This is a genomic window from Micromonospora sp. NPDC047557, from assembly GCF_043205095.1.
Lineage (GTDB): Bacteria > Actinomycetota > Actinomycetes > Mycobacteriales > Micromonosporaceae > Micromonospora.
Map to the genome: position 1 here is coordinate 316119 of NZ_JBIDDK010000004.1, position 17758 is coordinate 333876.

General features: G+C 71.2%; 13 protein-coding genes. 6 read left to right on the forward strand and 7 right to left on the reverse strand.

Annotated features, from left to right (window positions below):
* The first annotated feature begins 15 nt into the window (after nucleotides 1-15).
* Nucleotides 16-396: a hypothetical protein gene (locus ACGGAQ_RS14280; RefSeq protein WP_393048547.1), complete on the forward strand. Its 381-nt coding sequence runs from the start codon at nucleotides 16-18 to the stop codon at nucleotides 394-396.
* A gap of 81 nt (nucleotides 397-477) precedes the next feature.
* On the opposite strand, the gene ACGGAQ_RS14285 is transcribed toward ACGGAQ_RS14280, so the two are convergent.
* Together ACGGAQ_RS14285 and nrdR are read right to left on the reverse strand one after the other, a co-directional pair.
* A complete protein-coding gene (locus ACGGAQ_RS14285; protein WP_393048550.1) occupies nucleotides 478-3384 on the reverse strand; it encodes a vitamin B12-dependent ribonucleotide reductase in 2907 nt (968 codons plus the stop codon).
* A gap of 32 nt (nucleotides 3385-3416) precedes the next feature.
* Nucleotides 3417-3917, reverse strand: coding sequence for a transcriptional regulator NrdR (gene nrdR, locus ACGGAQ_RS14290; RefSeq protein ID WP_234587987.1), 501 nt, complete (start codon nucleotides 3915-3917; stop codon nucleotides 3417-3419).
* Nucleotides 3918-4457: 540 nt separating this feature from the next.
* On the opposite strand from nrdR, the gene lexA reads away from it, so the two are divergent.
* Nucleotides 4458-5243: a transcriptional repressor LexA gene (lexA, locus tag ACGGAQ_RS14295; protein WP_091400540.1), complete on the forward strand. Its 786-nt coding sequence runs from the start codon at nucleotides 4458-4460 to the stop codon at nucleotides 5241-5243.
* Nucleotides 5244-5312: 69 nt separating this feature from the next.
* On the opposite strand, the gene ACGGAQ_RS14300 is transcribed toward lexA, so the two are convergent.
* Both ACGGAQ_RS14300 and hflX read right to left on the reverse strand, forming a co-directional pair.
* Nucleotides 5313-6965, reverse strand: coding sequence for a hypothetical protein (locus ACGGAQ_RS14300; protein WP_393048554.1), 1653 nt, complete (start codon nucleotides 6963-6965; stop codon nucleotides 5313-5315).
* A 50-nt stretch (nucleotides 6966-7015) separates the two neighbouring features.
* Nucleotides 7016-8470: a GTPase HflX gene (gene hflX, locus ACGGAQ_RS14305; RefSeq protein WP_234591467.1), complete on the reverse strand. Its 1455-nt coding sequence runs from the start codon at nucleotides 8468-8470 to the stop codon at nucleotides 7016-7018.
* A gap of 185 nt (nucleotides 8471-8655) precedes the next feature.
* Between hflX and ACGGAQ_RS14310 the strand changes: the two genes are divergently transcribed.
* Nucleotides 8656-10122 carry an NAD-dependent malic enzyme gene (locus tag ACGGAQ_RS14310; RefSeq protein WP_393048556.1) on the forward strand — a complete coding sequence of 489 codons (1467 nt, stop codon included), beginning with the start codon at nucleotides 8656-8658 and terminating at the stop codon, nucleotides 10120-10122.
* A gap of 128 nt (nucleotides 10123-10250) precedes the next feature.
* Here ACGGAQ_RS14310 and dapF read toward each other — a convergent pair whose 3' ends face one another.
* From dapF to ACGGAQ_RS14325, 3 genes are read right to left on the reverse strand one after another with little or no spacing between them, the layout of a single operon-like run.
* Entirely contained in the window at nucleotides 10251-11108 is an 858-nt protein-coding gene (dapF, locus tag ACGGAQ_RS14315) for a diaminopimelate epimerase (protein ID WP_393048558.1), read from the reverse strand.
* 7 nt (nucleotides 11109-11115) lie between these two features.
* A complete protein-coding gene (gene miaA, locus ACGGAQ_RS14320) occupies nucleotides 11116-12048 on the reverse strand; it encodes a tRNA (adenosine(37)-N6)-dimethylallyltransferase MiaA (protein WP_393048560.1) in 933 nt (310 codons plus the stop codon).
* A complete protein-coding gene (locus ACGGAQ_RS14325) occupies nucleotides 12045-12761 on the reverse strand; it encodes a hypothetical protein (protein WP_393048563.1) in 717 nt (238 codons plus the stop codon). The genes miaA and ACGGAQ_RS14325 overlap by 4 nt, the downstream gene beginning before the upstream one ends.
* 201 nt (nucleotides 12762-12962) lie before the next feature.
* Between ACGGAQ_RS14325 and ACGGAQ_RS14330 the strand changes: the two genes are divergently transcribed.
* The 3 genes from ACGGAQ_RS14330 to ACGGAQ_RS14340 all read left to right on the forward strand — a co-directional run bounded on the left by ACGGAQ_RS14330 (nucleotide 12963) and on the right by ACGGAQ_RS14340 (nucleotide 17720).
* A complete protein-coding gene (locus tag ACGGAQ_RS14330; RefSeq protein WP_393048566.1) occupies nucleotides 12963-14171 on the forward strand; it encodes a DUF349 domain-containing protein in 1209 nt (402 codons plus the stop codon).
* A 341-nt stretch (nucleotides 14172-14512) separates the two neighbouring features.
* Nucleotides 14513-16120, forward strand: a complete 1608-nt coding sequence (locus tag ACGGAQ_RS14335) for a cellulase family glycosylhydrolase (protein WP_393048569.1) — start codon at nucleotides 14513-14515, stop codon at nucleotides 16118-16120.
* Nucleotides 16121-16355: 235 nt separating this feature from the next.
* The gene (locus ACGGAQ_RS14340; protein ID WP_393048572.1) at nucleotides 16356-17720 is read left to right on the forward strand and encodes a cellulose binding domain-containing protein; all 1365 of its coding nucleotides are present in this window, start codon (nucleotides 16356-16358) and stop codon (nucleotides 17718-17720) included.
* Nucleotides 17721-17758: the final 38 nt, after the last annotated feature.

The following is a 17758-nucleotide window of genomic DNA, read 5'->3' on the forward strand; positions in this document are numbered from 1 at the left end:
ACGTAGTCTTCAACAGTGGACACAACGGCCCTCACACCCCGCGTGCTGGTGATCGGGTTGGATCCGTATCGGGTGCCGGGGCCGTGGGACCCCAAGCCGGTCGCAGACGGCATCGAAGTCGGCAGGGCCCGATTCGTCGAACACAAAGTGGGGGCTGAGTTCTGCCTGTTCGGCCTCGACGGCAGCGACGATGTGGAGGCGGTGGTCTCCACTGCCCTGGGCGCCCGGCCTTGGGAGTGCGTCGTCATTGGTGGCGGGGTGCGCAATCAGGTGGAACTGTTCGAGCTGGTGGTCAACCTGGTGCGTCGGCACGCGCCCGAGGCAGCTATCGCATTCAACGCCACCCCGACGGACACGTTCGACGCGGCCGCCCGCTGGGTTGAGGTGCCCGGATGAGCGCTCATGCCGGGACTGCGCCATCGGCGCTGCCCCGACCTCCGATGAAGGAGACCGGGGCAGCGCCGCGTTGCGCGTACGTCAGCTGCAGCCGCTGGTGGAGCCGCAGCCCTCGCAGACGTAGCAGCTACCGGCGGGGCGCATCTTCGTACCGCAGGTGAAGCAGAGCGGCGCGTCCGCGGCCTTGCCGATCACGGCCTCCAGCAGTTCGGTGCTGGAACCCACGCTCGGGGCCGGCTTGGCGACGGCCACGTCGGCCATCTCCTGGGCCGGCTGAGCGACGGCCTCGGTCTTGGCCGGGGCCTCGACCGGGGCCGACGACGCCATCGCGGTGAGTTCCGCGCCGGTGACGGCGGCGGCCTCGGCGTCGGCCTCGGCCCGCAGCTGGGCGGCCCGCTCGCTGGCGGTGAAGATGCCCAGCTCGGCGCGGCGCTCGTAGGGCAGGAAGTCCAGTGCCAGGCGACGGAAGATGTAGTCCATCACCGAGGCCGCCATGCGCACGTCCGGGTCGTCGGTCATGCCGGCCGGCTCGAAGCGCATGTTGGTGAACTTGCTGACGAACGTCTCCAGGGGCACGCCGTACTGCAGGCCGATGCTGATGGCCACCGAGAAGGCGTCCATCACGCCGGCCAGGGTCGAGCCCTGCTTGGACATCTTGAGGAAGACCTCGCCGAGGCCGTCGTCCGGGTACGACGACGCGGTGAGGTAGCCCTCGGCGCCGCCGACGGAGAAGCTGACCGTCTCGGAGGGGCGCTTCTTCGGCAGGCGCTTACGCACCGGCCGGTACTCGATGACCTTCTCCACCGCGGCCGGCGCGGCGGCCGCGGTCTCGACGGCGGCCGGCGTGGTGGCCTTGTTGGACTTGGCCACCGAGAGCGGCTGGCCGACCTTGCAGTTGTCCCGGTAGATCGCCAGCGCCTTGAGGCCGAGCTTCCAGCCCTCGAAGTAGATCTTCTCGACGTCCTCGACGGTGGCCGCCTCCGGCATGTTGACCGTCTTGGAGATGGCACCGGAGACGAACGGCTGGATCGCCGCCATCATCCGCACGTGGCCCATCGGGGCGATCGACCGCTCGCCCATCGCGCAGTCGAACACCGCGTAGTGCTCCGGCTTGAGGCCCGGGGCGTCCACCACGTGGCCGTGGTCGGCGATGTGCTCGACGATCGCCTCGACCTGCTCCTCGGGGTAGCCGAGGCTGCGCAGGGCGCGCGGCACCGTCTGGTTGACGATCTGCATCGAGCCGCCGCCGACCAGCTTCTTGAACTTGACCAGCGCCAGGTCCGGCTCCACGCCGGTCGTGTCGCAGTCCATCATGAAGCCGATCGTGCCGGTCGGGGCGAGGACGCTGGCCTGCGCGTTGCGCCAACCGTTCTTATCGCCGATCTTGTTGCCCTGGGTCCACTGCTTGGTCGCCTCGCGGACGATCGCGGTGGCCACCGGGCTGGTCGGCTTGATCTCGTCGTTGGCGGCGGCGTGCTTGCGCATGACCCGCTTGTGCGGCTCGGCGTTGCGCGCGTAACCGTCGTACGGGCCGACGACGCCGGCCAGCTCGGCGGAGCGACGGTAGGCGGTGCCGGTCATCAGCGACGTGATCGACGCGGCGACCGACCGACCCTGCTCCGAGTCGTACGGCAGGCCGGTGGCCATCAGCAGGGCGCCCAGGTTGGCGTAGCCGATGCCGAGCTGCCGGTAGGCGCGGGTGGTCTCACCGATCTTCTCGGTCGGGAAGTCGGCGAAGCAGATCGAGATGTCCATCGCGGTGATGACGAACTCGACGGACTTGACGAACTTCTCCACCTCGAAGCCACCGTCGGCGCGGAGGAACTTCATGAGGTTGAGCGAGGCGAGGTTGCACGAGGAGTTGTCCAGGTGCAGGTACTCCGAGCACGGGTTCGACGCGGTGATCCGCCCGGTCTCCGGGCAGGTGTGCCAGTCGTTGATCGTGTCGTCGTACTGCAGGCCGGGGTCGGCGCACTCCCAGGCGGCCTGGGAGATGGTGCGGAACAGCTTCTTGGCGTCGACGGTGTCGATCACCGAGCCGTCCAGGCGACCGCGCAGGTCGAAGTCGCCGCCGTTCTGCACGGCGGTCATGAACTCGTCCGAGACGCGGACCGAGTTGTTGGCGTTCTGGTACTGCACGCTGACGATGTCGGAGCCACCGAGGTCCATGTCGAACCCGGCGTCGCGCAGCGCGCGGATCTTGTCCTCCTCGCGCGCCTTGGTCGCCACGAACTCCTCGATGTCCGGGTGGTCCACGTCGAGGATGACCATCTTGGCCGCGCGCCGGGTGGCGCCACCGGACTTGATGGTGCCGGCGGAGGCGTCCGCGCCGCGCATGAAGCTGACCGGACCGGAGGCGGTGCCGCCGGAGGAGAGCAGCTCCTTGGAGGAACGGATCCGGGAGAGGTTGACCCCGGCCCCCGAGCCGCCCTGGAAGATCCGCCCCTCCTCCTTGTACCAGTCGAGGATGGAGTCCATCGAGTCGTCGACGGAGAGGATGAAGCAGGCGCTGACCTGCTGCGGCGACGGCGTGCCGACGTTGAACCAGACCGGCGAGTTGAAGCTGAACACCTGGTTCAGCAGCATCCAGGTCAGCTCGTGGGCGAAGACCTCGGCGTCGGCCGGGCTGGCGAAGTAGCCGTACTCCTCGCCGGCGGTGCGGTAGGTGGTGACCACCCGGTCGATCAACTGCTTGAGCGACCACTCCCGCTCCGGGGTCCCCACCGCGCCCCGGAAGTACTTGGTGGTCACGATGTTCGCCGCGTTGACGCTCCACGACTCCGGGAACTCAACCCCACGCTGCTCGAAGTTGATCGAGCCGTCCCGCCAGTTCGTCATCACGACGTCGCGGCGCTCCCAGGACACCTCGTCGTACGGGTGGACCCCCTCCGTCGTCCACACCCGCTCGATCTTCAGCCCCGCGCCTGCCTTGTTCCGTGAACGGCTCGTTGTCACGCCGTCGCCCCCCTCGTCTGCGCGGTCACCCACCGCGCGTCCTGATCTCTCGAAAAACAGTGAAGTCAACTGGTACGGCCGGCGGCCTCAACCGCGTCGGCCCGGCCCTGCTCCCGGGCTCGCGCCACGGCCCGCAACGTCTCGATCTCGCGCTCGAAGTCGGCGAGCGAGTCGAAGGAGCGGTAGACGCTGGCGAACCGCAGGTAGGCGATCTCGTCCAGGTCGCGCAGCGGACCCAGGATCGCCAGGCCCACCTCGTGACTGGGGATCTCGGCGGCCCCCTTGGCCCGGACGGTCTCCTCCACCCGCTGCGCCAGCAGCGCGAGTGAGTCGTCGTCCACCGGCCGGCCCTGGCACGCCTTGCGCACCCCGCCGATGATCTTCGTGCGACTGAACGGCTCGGTCACCCCGCTGCGCTTGACCACCGCGAGGACCGCCTCCTCGACGGTGGTGAACCGCTTGCCGCACTCCGGGCAGGAGCGCCGCCGCCGGATGAGCTGGCCGTCGTCGGCCTCCCGCGAGTCGACCACCCGGGAGTCGGCGTGCCGGCAGTACGGACACCGCATCGCCCAACCTCCAAAGTCATGATCAACCGCGGACACTCCGAGCACTCCCGGACACGGCTCGCCACGGCGGCACCACCCTCGGGTGACGGCCGCCGTGATCAACGTTACGGGAGTGCGGTCGGTAGTCGAACCCAACCTGTAGGCAACTTACGCCCGTGTCACTACTACATCTAGGGGTTGACCGTATGTCGCTGGCGAACGCGGGTCAAGTCGACCGGCGTGTCCGGCGCGTCACGGACCATCCGGTCATCCGCACCCGCCGCCTCACCGCAGAACCAACGCCGGGAACCCGCCCCGGTTACCGGCCGCACGGCCGGAACGCCCCGGAAAACAGCCACTGATCGAACATCCGTGCTACTCGACGTACCATTTATCAGAACATCCGTACGACCGGAGCGGTTTTTCACCCCGACACGCCGGTGAGAGGTCGTACAGATGTTTGAAAATGACCGATCTCACCTATACGGTCATGAACAACATGGCACCGCCGCACGCACCACGAGCCGACGAGGCACCCAGCGCCGACCAGGGAGGACGGACGTGACCGAGGACCGGGCCAGCCGGCCGAAGAGCCCGCAGCAGATCACCGAGGCGGGCCCGCCGGCCACCCGACGCCGCAGCGCCGCGCGCAGCCGGACGGGTCAGCCCGCCGTGCGCCCGGTCACCCCGGTGGTCAGCGCCTTTCCCGACCCCGCGACGGTCGACCTGACCGCTCGACAGCGCCGGATCCTGGAGTTCATCCGCACCTGGGTCGAGCGGCACGGCTACCCGCCGAGCGTCCGCGAGATCGGCGAGGCGGTCGGCCTGGTGTCCCCGTCGAGCGTCGCCTACCAGCTCAAGGAGCTGGAGAAAAAGGGCTTCCTCCGCCGCGACCCCAACCGGCCCCGGGCGGTGGACGTCCGTGCCCCCAGCGAGGCCATCGACGACGAGTTGTCCCGCGCCCAGCGGCCCACCCCGGCGTACGTGCCGATGCTCGGCCGCATCGCCGCCGGTGGGCCGATCCTCGCCGAGCAGGCGGTGGAGGACATCTTCCCCCTGCCCCGCGAGCTGGTCGGCGAGGGCGAGGTGTTCATGCTCCAGGTCAAGGGTGACTCGATGCTCGACGCGGCGATCTGCGACGGCGACTGGGTGGTCGTCCGGCAGCAGCCGACGGCCGACTCGGGCGAGATCGTGGCCGCCATGCTCGACGGCGAGGCCACCGTCAAGACCTACCGGCGACGCGACGGGCACGTCTGGCTGATGCCGCAGAACCCGGCCTTCGACCCGATCCCCGGCGACGACGCCACCATCATGGGCCGGGTTGTGGCGGTGCTCCGCCGGATCTGACCGGCCGGCGCGCGGGTGAGTGGCCCCACCGCGCTCACCCGCGCGGCCGGACCGATGGCGCTGACCGTGTCAGTAGCGGTCGCCCCGCTGGCCACGGCCGCCCCCGGGATACTGCCCGTACGGGTCGCCGGGCGTGTCGCCGTCCCCCCGGCGGCCGGGCCGCTGGCCCCGGTAGTCCGGCTCCTGCCCACCGCGCCGTGGCGGCTCCGCTCGGCCCCCGCCGGGCTGACCACCACCGCCGCCGTACACCCCGCCGCCCGGTCGGCCACCGGCACCGCCGGGTCGACCTCCAGGGCCGCCGGCACGGCCGCCGCCGTAGACACCGCCCCCGACCTGGGCACCGCCACCACCGCCGGGGCGGGCGGGGCCGTAACCACCGCTACCCCCCTCACCGGCTGGGCGCGCGCCGCCGCCGCCGTACACGGCACCGCCGGCAGGAGCGGGACCGCCCCGGCCGGGACCACCGCCGTAGACGCCGCCACCGGCCGCCGCACCGCCGTACACGCCGGTGCCGGGACGGCCACCGCCGGGCGGGGCGCCCTCGTCCCGCAGTGCGCCGCGCCGGTCGTCCCGGTCATCCGCCGAGTCCGAATCATCGGCCGTGGGTGGCCGGCGGCGGGCCCGCAGGATGCCGAAGATGCCGGCGCCGACGAGCAGCAGACCGAGCACGCCGACCGCGCCCACGAGGTAGGTGATGTCATCGAGACTGAGCCCGTCGATCCAGGACTTCTCGGCGGCCGGGTTGGCACCCCCGGGAGCGGCAACGGGCGCGGCCACGCTGTTGGACGGCGTGTAGCTCAGAATGTCGACGGTCTCGTCCGCGGTGAGCTGCCCGCCGTCGGAGACGGTGACGAAGGTCTTCCCGTCCGGGGTGTAGGAGATCGCCTCACCGAACGGGTCGGCCAGTGGCGTCACCCGCGGTTTGCCGGTGGTGAGCGCCCCGACGATGTTGCCGTCGGTCACGTCGTACTCGAAGGCGTCCGCGTACGTCCGGACGACGACGCGGCTGCCGTCCGGCGATCGGGCGGCTCCGGTGACCGCGAGCCGCCCGTAGACGCTGAGCGGGTTCTCCGTGGTGGTCTTCGGCAGCTTGATCTCGCCGACCTTCTTCATCGGCACCGGTGCGGTGTCGCCGTTCTTCAGCTTCGCCGTCGGGGTGTAGATCTCCGCGTTGCCGCTCGACACCTTGGTGATGATCAGCGGAAGGCCGTCGGCCCCCACCAGCAACGCCTCGGCGTCGTGCGGCTTGTTCTCGGGGTAGGAGAGCCGGTGCAGCACGGGCTGCTTCGTGCCGGTGATCGGCATGGTCCAGACCGCGATCCGCGACCGCCGCTCCTTGTTCGTGGTGTTGTCGCCGATGTCACCGATCCACAGCGTGTCGCCCTTCGGCGACACGGCGAGGTCCTCGGTGTCGAACGGCCCCTGGCCCGAGTAGCGGACCGGCTCCTTGACGACCTTGCACTTGCTGTCGAGGAAGAAGATCCGTTTGCGCGCCTCAACCTCGGTGCCGTCGTTGATGACGATGTAGCCGGTCTTGGTCGCCACCAGCCCGGACAGCTCCCGCAGCCGCTCGTCGGTGACCGAGCAGCGCTTCTTGCCGGGGGTGGCGCCGGGCGGCTGGGATGATCCGGGAGCGGGAGCGGCTACGGCGACTCCGGCCAGCGCCACGGTTGCCCCGAGCAGGCCGAGGGCAACCGTGACCGAGGAAACAACGCGGCGCATTCGGCCAGTGTCGCATGCCGCGCGTTTCCGGTGGATGACGCCGGGGCCGCTCAGGGGCGGCTGCCGACCGCCTGACCCTCGCGCTGCACGTCGAACGGCGCCAGCTCGGCGGCGAGCGCCGCGCTGACCCGAACGTGCAGCAGGGTGCCCTCCGGAAGGTGCGACGTGCTGAGCACCTCGCCCGTGCGGTGCACCCGGGACACCAGGTCACCCCGGTCGTACGGCAGCACGGCCCGGACCTCCACGGCGGGTTGCGGCAGCCGCTCCTCGATCGCCGCCCGAAGGGCGTCGATCCCCCGCCCGGAGTACGCCGAGACGAAGATCGCCTCGGGCCAGAGTCGCTTGAGCCGCAGCAGCGCGTCCTCGTCGGCCGCGTCGGTCTTGTTGACCACCAGCAGCTCGGGCAGCCGGTCCGCGCCCACCTCGGCGAGCACCTCGTGCACCGCCCGGACCTGCTCCTCCGGATCCGGGTGGGTGCCGTCGACGACGTGCACCACCAGGTCCGCCTCCGCGACCTCCTCCAGCGTCGAGCGGAACGCCTCGACGATCTGGTGCGGCAGGTGCCGGACGAAGCCCACCGTGTCGGAGAGCGTGTAGAGCCGCCCGTCCGAGGTGGTGGCCTTGCGGGTGGTCGGGTCGAGCGTCGCGAAGAGCGCGTTCTCCACCAGCACGCCCGCGCCGGTCAGCCGGTTGAGCAGGCTGGACTTGCCGGCGTTGGTGTAACCGGCGATGGCCACGGCGGGCACCGAGTTGCGGGTGCGACGGGCGCGCTTGGTGACACGTACGGTGCGCATGCTCTTGATCTCGCGTCGCAGCCGGGAGATGCGGTGGCGGATGCGCCGCCGGTCGGTCTCCAGCTTGGTCTCACCGGGACCACGCACACCCACGCCGCCGCCGGCGCCGCCGCCCCGGCCGGAACCACCGGTCTGCCGGGAGAGCGTCTCACCCCAACCGCGCAGCCGGGGCAGCAGGTATTCGAGCTGTGCCAGCTCGACCTGCGCCTTGCCTTCCTTGCTCTTGGCGTGCTGGGCGAAGATGTCGAGGATCAGCGCCGTACGGTCGACGACCTTGACCTTGGTGCGCTGCTCCAGGTTGCGCAGCTGCGACGGGGACAGCTCACCGTCGCAGATGACCGTGTCGGCGCCGGTGGAAAGCACCACCGCGCCCAGATCGTCGACCTTGCCGCGGCCGATGTACGTGGCCGGGTCGGGTCGCGTACGACGCTGGATCAGCCCTTCGAGCACCTGCGAGCCCGCGGTCTCGGCCAGCGCGGCCAGCTCGGTCAGGGAATTCTCCGCGTCGGTCACCGTGCCCTCGGTCCAGACGCCCACCAGGACGACCCGCTCCAGCCGCAGCTGGCGGTATTCCACCTCGGTGACGTCGGAGAGCTCGGTTGACAGGCCCGGAACGCGTCGCAGGGACTGTCGCTCCGACAGCTCCATCTCGCCAGTGGTGACGTCGTCGAACTCGTCCTCGACGGGGACGAAGCTCTCCTGGTCTCGCAAGCGGTTCTCCTGTCCGTTTTGATAAGTAGAACGTAATCCTGACATGGCACAACGCGGAACGCACCTGCTATATGCCCGTGCTGGAGGTCGCCAAAAGTGGGGGCGAATACCGGTCGACCTCGACAACCCGGTAGAAATGCGGGGGCGGCGGCCGACCGGCCGCACAGCCGTGACGGAGGGACCCCGTGGCCATCACCCGACTGCCGAGCGCCGGATTTTCGATCACCATCCGGATCGCCGTGACCGCGGACGCGTCCTCGATCGGCCGGCTCACCACCTCCGTCGGCGAGGCCGGAGCGATCGTCACGGCGCTGGACGTGGTGGACTCGGACCCGACCAACGTGATCGTCGACCTGACCTGCGACACCGCCGACGCCGGTCACGCCGACCAGGTGGTCGAGGCGCTGACCGCGCTCGACGGCGTGGACGTGCGCAAGGTGTCGGACCGCACGTTCCTCCTGCACCTCGGCGGCAAGATCGAGGTGACCTCCAAGGTCGCGCTGCGCAACCGTGACGAGCTGTCCCGGGCGTACACCCCGGGGGTGGCCCGGGTCTGCATGGCGATCGCCGAGAACCCGGCGGACGCCCGGCGCCTGACGATCAAGCGCAACACGGTGGCGGTGGTCAGCGACGGCTCCGCGGTGCTCGGGCTGGGCAACCTGGGCCCGGCCGCGTCGCTGCCGGTGATGGAGGGCAAGGCCGCGCTGTTCAAGCGCTTCGGCGGCGTGGATGCCTGGCCGGTCGTGCTGGACACGCAGGACACCGACGAGATCGTGCAGATCGTCAAGGCGATCGCGCCCGCGTACGGCGGGATCAACCTGGAGGACATCGCCGCGCCGCGCTGCTTCGAGATCGAGGCCCGGCTGCGCGAGGCGCTGGACATCCCGGTCTTCCACGACGATCAGCACGGCACCGCGATCTGCGTGCTGGCCGCGCTGACCAACGCGCTGCGCGTCGTGGGCAAGCAGCTCGCGGACGTCCGGGTCGTCGTCTCCGGCGCCGGCGCGGCGGGCACCGCGATCATGAAGCTGCTGCTGCGCCAGGGCGTCGGCGACATCATCGCGTACGACCGCCAGGGCGCCCTGCACCGCGGGCTGACCGACCTCAACCCGGCCTGGCAGTGGCTGGCGGAGAACACCAACAAGGAGAACTACGCGGGCGACCTGCCCGGCGCGATCCGGGGCGCCGACGTGTTCATCGGGGTCAGCGCGCCGAACCTGCTCACCGGCGACGACATCGCCGGCATGGCGAAGGACGCCATCGTCTTCGCGCTGGCCAACCCGGACCCGGAGGTCGACCCCCGGGAGGCGCGCAAGTACGCCGCGGTGGTCGCCACCGGCCGCTCGGACCAGCCCAACCAGATCAACAACGTGCTCGCCTTCCCCGGCGTGTTCCGCGGGATGCTGGACGCGCACGCCGAGGAGTTCACCGAGGAGATGGCGATCGCGGCCGCCCGGGCCATCGCCGACGTCGTCGGTGAGGACAAGATCAACCCGACGGTGATCGTGCCGAGCGTCTTCGACTCGCGGGTCGCCCCGGCGGTCGCCGCGGCGGTCCGCGCCGCAGCGCACAACCCCAGCCCCCTCCCGGCAGCCGACCCCGGCCCGTCCGACCTCCCCGAGATCGCAGCCAGCGCCAGCGCCACCCCGTAACAGCCCCCACCCGCCGGAGACCCGGCCCCCGCCCCTCCGTCGATCATGAAGTTATTGCCCTGACACGCCGAGTTGCCTGGCAATAACTTCATGATCGACGCGGTGGCCCCCGATGTGGGCGGGGTGGGTCAGAGGGGGGATGGGTTGGTCAGGGCGGCGAGGTCGATCTCGCCCGTTGCCACCAGGACGGCGGGGCCGGACAGCCAGCAGGAGTTCTCGGTGACCGTCACCGTCAGGCGGCCGCCGGGGACGTCGACGGCGACCACGCCGGTGTCGCGGCCGGCGTCGCGCAGGGCCACCGCGCCCACCGCGCAGGCACCGGTGCCGCAGGACAGGGTCTCGGCGCTGCCACGCTCGTACACCCGCATCAGGGAGTGCCCGTCGGTGCCGTCGACCGGGTCGCCCGCCACGATGAACTCCACGTTGACGCCGGCCGGGAAGACCTCCGGGTCGAACCCGGGCGCGACGGTCAGATCCAGCGCGGCCAGTTCCACGCCCGCCGGCAGAACACAGACCAGGTGCGGATTCCCTATGTCCACCGCCGTGCCGGGCAGGGTCAGCCCGCCCAGGGTGGCGGTCGAGGAGTCGTACACCTGGGGGCGGCGCATCTCGACGGAGACGGCGTCGCCCTCGACCAGCGCGCGCACGACGCCGGCCCGGGTGGCCACCGGCAGCGCCGGGCCGGCCGGCGTGGCCAGCTCGTTGTCGAGCAGGTAGCGCACGAAGACCCGGGCGCCGTTGCCGCACATCTCGGCGAACGAACCGTCGGCGTTCCAGTAGTCCATGAACCACTCGGCCTCGCCGGCCAGGCCGGCGCCGTCCGGATGCTTGGCCGCCCGGACGACCCGCAGCACGCCGTCCGCGCCGATGCCCCGCCGCCGGTCGCAGAGCGCCGCGACCAGCTCCGGGGTCAGGTCGAGCTGACCGTCCGGGTCGGGCAGGAGGACGAAGTCGTTGCCGGTGCCGTGGCCCTTGGTGAACTCCACTCCCCCATCATCGCGCAGCGGCCGGCACCAGACGCAGCGCGGCCCCGATCAGGTCCGGCGTCGCCGAGTCCAGCCACTGGATCCGCGGGTCGCGCCGGAACCAGGACCGCTGCCGCCGGACGAAGCGCCGGGTGGCCCGGACGGTCTCGTCGTGCGCCTGCGCCTCGGTCAGCTCACCATCGAGCAGGCGCAGCACCTGCTGGTAGCCGAGCGCCCGGCTGGCCGTTCGTCCCTCGGCCAGCCCTCGGCCCACCAGCTCGCGGGTCTCGGCCACCAGACCGTCGGCCCACATCCGGTCCACCCGCAGCGCGATCCGCTCGTCCAGCAGACCGGTGTCCAGGTCGACGCCGAGCTGCACCGACGGGTAGTACGGGGTCGGCTGCGGCAGCGACGCGGCGAACGGCGCACCGGTCAGCTCGATCACCTCCAGCGCCCGCACGATCCGCCGGCCGTTGCCGGGCAGGATGCCCTCGGCGGCCACCGGGTCGGCGGCGCGCAGCCGCGCGTACAGCGGCGCGGGGCCGACCTCGGCCAACTCCCGCTCCAGCCGCTCGCGCAGCGCCGCGTCGGTGCCGGGGAACTCGAAGCGCTCCAGCACCGCCCGCACGTACAGCCCCGAGCCGCCCACCAGCAGCGGCACCCGTCCCCGGGACAGGATGTCGTCCACGGCCGCGCGGGCCAGCCGCTGGTACTCCGCGACGCTGGCCGGCTCGGTGACCTCCCAGATGTCGAGCAGGTGGTGCGGCACCCCCTCCCGCTCGGCGGGAGTCAGCTTGGCGGTCCCGATGTCCATGCCCCGGTAGAGCTGCATCGAGTCGGCGTTGACCACCTCCCCGTCCAGCGCGTGCGCGAGCGCGATGCTCAACGCCGACTTGCCCGTCGCCGTCGGACCGACCACCGCCACGACCGTGCCGACCGGGACCGCTGCACCGCCGGTCACGCCCGCTCCCAGGACGCCACGAAGTAGGCCACGCCGTAGGGGGCCGAGTCGTGCAGCAGCTCACCGCGCCACCCGCCGCCGCTCGACCGGGCCGCCTCGGCGAGCACCTGCCACGACGCCCGGCCGGCGACCTTCAACTGCCCCGACAGACCCGCGTCCAGGTCGCGCAGGGCGTCCAGGTCCGCCTCGGCCAGGGCAGCGGCGACCCGCTTGTCGTACGGGAGAGCGCGCTGGTCGTCGTACCCGGGGGCCTTCTCCCCCCGGCAGGCCGACCCGTCGCCGAGCGCCAGCAGTGCCACCCGCTCACCCGCCGCGGCGACCTGCTCGGCGAGCGCGGCCACCTCCACCGGCCCGGCGTCGGCGGTCACCTGCACGGCGGTCACGGCGGGACGCGCGGCGTGCCGGGCCAGCAGCCACGCGCCGACCGTCAGGCTCAACGGCAGCACCGCGCCCCGGTCCGGCTGACCGGGACTCAGGGGCACGTCCAGGTCGACGCCCCAGGGCTGCAGGGAACCGGTGGCCGGGGGCCGGATCGGGCCGGTCGACGGGCCGACGCCGAGCAGCACCACCGCGTCCGGATCGGCGGCCAGCAGTCGGCGTACGGCGAGGTCACAGGCCGCGCGCAGGTCGTCCAGTTCGCTGGCGGCGACACCGGCAACCTCGGGCACGAGCAGGGGCGGATGCGGGCAGACAGCGGCGGCGACCAGTGGCACCCGTTCACCGTAGCGGGAATGCCCGGTGCGTCTCCGCGCCGATCCGGTCAATCAGGCTCTAGGACACCGTATGGTCACGGTCGGCGATAGGCGCTCGACGGGGACCGGGTCGGACCTGTGACAATGCCGGAAGTAACTTGGCTGCGCCGTGGCGGCGACGGGGGACGGCTCCCTCGACGCCGGGAGAACGAGGATGGGCACATGAGCGACTGGACTGCCTTCGGACGGGTGGACGCGGACGGCACCGTTTACGTCAAGACCTCCGAGGGCGAGCGGGTGGTCGGATCCTGGCAGGCGGGGGCACCGGAGGAGGGTCTCGCGCACTTCGCACGCCGCTTCGCCGACCTGGTCACCGAGGTGGACCTGACCGAAGCGCGGCTCAACTCGGGGGCGGCGGACGCCGGGCACTCGTTGAGCACGATTCGGCGGATCCGCACCACGCTGCCCGAGGCCCACGTGGTCGGCGACATCGACGCCCTGGCCGCTCGGCTGGACAAGCTGGCGACCCTTGCCGAGGAGAAGGCCACCGAGGCCCGGGCCGCCCGGGACGCCGCACGCGTCGAAGCCCTGGCCCGCAAGACCGCGCTGGTCGAGGAGGCCGAGAAGCTCGCCGCCGAGTCCACCGGCTGGAAGACGGCCGGTGACCGGCTCAAGGAGATCCTCGACGAGTGGAAGGCCATTCGCGGGGTCGACAAGAAGGCCGACGGTGAGCTGTGGAAGCGGTTCGCCGCCGCACGGGACGGCTTCACCCGGCGTCGGGGCGCCCACTTCGCCTCTCTGGACGCGACGCGCAAGCAGGCGCAGACCGTCAAGGAAGAGCTGGTCGCCGAGGCCGAGAAGATCAAGGACTCCACCGAGTGGGCGGCCACGGCAAACCAGCTCAAGGAGCTGATGACGCAGTGGAAGGCCGCCCCGCGTGCCTCGAAGGAGGCCGAGCAGAAGCTCTGGGAACGGTTCCGGGCCGCGCAGGACGCCTTCTTCAGCCGGCGCAGCGAGGTCTTCTCCGCGCGGGACAACGAGCAGCGCGGCAACCTGGAGCGTAAGCAGGCCCTGCTGGCCGAGGCCGAGGCCCTGGACATCGACGCCGACCCGAAGGGCGCCCAGGCCAAGCTGCGGGACATCCAGGCCCAGTGGCACGAGGCCGGCCGGGTGCCCCGCGAGGCCGCCGCCGGGCTGGAGCGCAGGTTGCGTGTCATCGACGACAAGGTCCGTGAGGTGATGGACTCGGCGTGGCGCCGCACCACCAAGGAGGACAACCCGCTGCTCGCCCAGATGCGGGCCCAGGTGGCGGAGGCCGAGGAGCGGCTGGCCCGGGCGCAGAGCGCCGGGGACGCCCGCCGAATCAAGGAGGCCGAGCAGGCCCTTGCCTCCAAGCGGCAGTTCCTCCAGCTCGCCGAGCAGGCCGGCTGACCTGACGCTGTCCGAGAGCCCCCGGTCCCCCGCAAGGGACCGGGGGCTCTCGCGTGTGCGGGGACGCCGCGCGGCACGGGCGGGGCCGTGGGCCGTGCAGTTGACGCATTGAGGCGGGCTGATGAGAATGGGCGGCGGAGCCAGGTAGGGCCACCGGGACGAGGGCGACGACGGCGGGGCTCCGCTGTCGAGGATCGGCCGGTGAGCTTCCGCGAGTGTCCCCGTCCGCGTGACATGGACCGTCGCGCACTGTCCGCGTACCCCCGAGGGGCCGTGACGTGCCGACGGCAGCTCGCCCGCGCGGCCCATGGCCGACGCCGGGCCTTTGAAGTGGAGCTCGAATGGTCCGTCCCAAAGCTCTCGGCGGTGCGCTGACCGCGCTCGCCACCGTCGCGGCCGGCGTGTTCATCGCCACCGCCGTCAGCACCACCCCGGCCTCCGCCGCGGGCACCGGCACCGGCTATCTGCACACGAACGGCAGCCAGATCGTGGACAGCACCGGTGCCACGGTCCGGTTGACCGGCATCAACTGGTTCGGCATGGAGACCGACAACAAGACCTTCCACGGGCTCTGGTCGAGCAATCCCTGGCGGGGGCAGCTCGACACGATGGCCCGGCTGGGCTACAACACGTTGCGGGTGCCGTACTCGAACGACGCGCTGAAGCCGGGCGCGACCGCCACCGGGATCAACGACTTCGTCAACCCGGACCTGGTCGGGCTCTCGCCGTTGCAGATCCTGGACAAGGTGATCAACTACGCCGGCAGCAAGGGGATGCGGATCATCCTGGACCGGCACCGGCCGACGTCGGCCGGGCAGTCGCCGCTCTGGTACACGTCGACGGTCTCCGAGGCGACCTGGATCAACGACTGGAAGATGCTCGCCCAGCGGTACGCGGGCAATCCCACCGTGATCGGCGCGGACCTGCACAACGAGCCGCACGCCGAGGGCACCAACCCGGCGGCCACCGGCGCGTGCTGGGGCTGCGGCGACACCGCGCGGGACTGGCGGCTCGCCGCCGAGCGGGCCGGCAACGCCATCCTCGGTGTCCAGCCCAACTGGTTGATCTTCGTGGAGGGGGTGAGCTGCCCCAGTGGTGGCCTCTCCAACGTGTGGGACAACGACCCGAGCAACGACGAGGACTGCGGCTGGTGGGGCGGCAACCTGTCGAAGGCCGGCCAGTTCCCGGTACGGCTGAACGTGGCCAACCGGCTGGTCTACTCGCCGCACGAGTACGCCACGTCGGTCTACCGGCAGACCTGGTTCGACGCCCCCGACTACCCGGCGAACATGCCGGCCATCTGGGACAAGTACTTCGGTTACCTCTACAAGCAGAACATCGCCCCGATCATGATGGGTGAGTTCGGCAGCACCCTCGCCGACCCGAAGGACCGGGTGTGGCTGGAGAAGTTGATGGCGTACACCGGCACCGGCGTGACCGGGATGTCCTTCACCTACTGGTCGTGGAACCCCAACTCGGGTGACACCGGCGGCATCGCGCTGGACGACTGGACGAACATCAACACCACCAAGCAGGCGATCCTCCAGCCGTACCTGATCGCGCCGTCCGGTGGCGGACCCACCGGCGGACCGACCGGCGGACCCACCGGCGGGCCGACCGGCGGGCCGACGACCCCGCCCCCGGGCGCCTGCACGGCCACCTACCGGCAGGTCAACGCCTGGCAGGGCGGCTTCCAGGGCGAGGTGACCGTGAAGAACACCGGTACGGCCGCGGTCAACCCGTGGTCGGTGACCTGGAGTTGGCCGTCCGGCGTGACGCTGGGCAGTGGCTGGAACGCCACCGTCACCCAGTCGGGCACGACGGTCACCGCCGCCGCGCCCAGTCACGCGCCGTCCCTGGCGGCGGGGGCCTCGGTCACCGTGGGCTTCACCGCCAACGGCACGGCCAGCGCCCCGGCAACCGTGAAGCTCAACGGCGCCGGCTGCTGAGTCGCCGGGGTGGCCGGTGCCCACGTCGTGGGCGCCGGCCACCCCGGGCATTTACATCCAGGTGCTTCTATGTTCTTATCGGGAAAGCGCTTGCCTCCGCAGTGGCCGGCGTGAGCGCGGGAGCCGCTTTCACCGAACTGCACCGGCGGGCCCGGGAGCCATGGGTCCCGGCCTACTTCGCCGCCCACGGGCATGGGCGTCCGACGGTCCGTCCGCCTCATCGAGAGGAAGCAGCATGCGCACAACACAGCGTCGGATGACGCTGCTCGCCACCACCGCCGCCGCCACGGCGGCCCTGGTCACCGGCGGGCTCCTCACCGCCGTCTCGGCCCAGGCAGCCGCCGGCTGCCGGGTCGCCTACTCGGTCGCCAGCCAGTGGCCGGGCGGGTTCACCGGCAACGTCACGGTCACCAACCTCGGCGACCCGGTCTCCGGGTGGACGCTGCGCTGGTCGTACGGGGCCGGCCAGCAGGTCAGCCAGGCGTGGGGCGCCACCGTCACACAGAGCGGCGGGCAGGTCTCCGCCGCCAACGTCGACTACAACGGCAACCTGGCCACCAACGGCAGCACCTCGTTCGGCTTCAACGCGAGCTGGAACTCCAGCAACCCGGACCCGACCAGCTTCACCCTGAACAACGTCGCCTGCACCGGCGGCACCACCACCCCGACCACCCCGGGCACGCCGACCACCCCACCGACCACCCCGCCGATCCCCAGCGATCCTCCACCGAGCGTCCCGCCGCAGACGGGCCTGGTCGGCTGGGCCACCCAGAACGGCGGCACCACCGGCGGTGGCGGCGCCCCGGCCACCACCGTCTCCAACGCCTCCGCGCTGACCAGCGCCCTGAACGCCACGGGCTCCGCGGTGATCCGCGTCTCCGGGACCATCTCCTGCTCGGGGATGCTGCGGGTCCGGTCGAACAAGACCATCCTCGGCAACTCCGGCGCGACAATCGCCGGCTGCGGACTCAACATCAGCGGTGACCGCAACGTCATCATCCGGAACCTGACCTTCCGGGACTGGAACGACGACGCGATCAACGTGCAGGAGTCGGCCACCAACATCTGGATCGACCACAACACCTTCAGCAACGGGTACGACGGCGCGGTCGACATCAAGCGCGGATCGGACTTCGTCACGGTGTCGTGGAACCGGGTCTTCAACCACGACAAGACCATGCTGCTCGGCCACAGCGACGACAACGGCGCGCAGGACACCGGCCACCTGCGGGTGACCTACCACCACAACTGGTTCGACGGCAGCAAGCAGCGCAACCCGCGGGTGCGTTTCGGCAACCCGGTGCACGTCTACAACAACTACTACCGGGCCAACACCGGCTACGGCGTGGCCTCCACCGAGAACGCCGGCGTGCTCGTCGAGGGCAACTACTTCGAGAACGTCCCGGACACGTACCACCTCGGTGAAGCCGACTCCGGTCCGGGCCGCCTGGTGGCCCGCAACAACTACTTCGTCAACTCGCCCGCCGGGCAGACCGGCGGCAGCGTCGCCAGCATCCCGTACTCGTACCAACTGGACACGGCGAGCACCGTCAAGTCCATCGTGACGGCCGGCGCCGGCGCCGGTCGGATCACGGTCTGACCGTGGGCCGGTCGGGGTCCGCCGTGCCGGCGGGCCCC

Excerpts from the sequence above, each read along its gene's own strand:
- nrdR (WP_234587987.1), bottom strand. The coding sequence starts at position 3,917 with ATGCGGTGTCCGTACTGCCGGCACGCCGACTCCCGGGTGGTCGACTCG.
- ACGGAQ_RS14300 (WP_393048554.1), bottom strand. The coding sequence starts at position 6,965 with ATGCGCCGCGTTGTTTCCTCGGTCACGGTTGCCCTCGGCCTGCTCGGG.
- ACGGAQ_RS14330 (WP_393048566.1), top strand. The coding sequence starts at position 12,963 with ATGAGCGACTGGACTGCCTTCGGACGGGTGGACGCGGACGGCACCGTT.
- ACGGAQ_RS14335 (WP_393048569.1), top strand. The coding sequence starts at position 14,513 with ATGGTCCGTCCCAAAGCTCTCGGCGGTGCGCTGACCGCGCTCGCCACC.
- ACGGAQ_RS14340 (WP_393048572.1), top strand. The coding sequence starts at position 16,356 with ATGCGCACAACACAGCGTCGGATGACGCTGCTCGCCACCACCGCCGCC.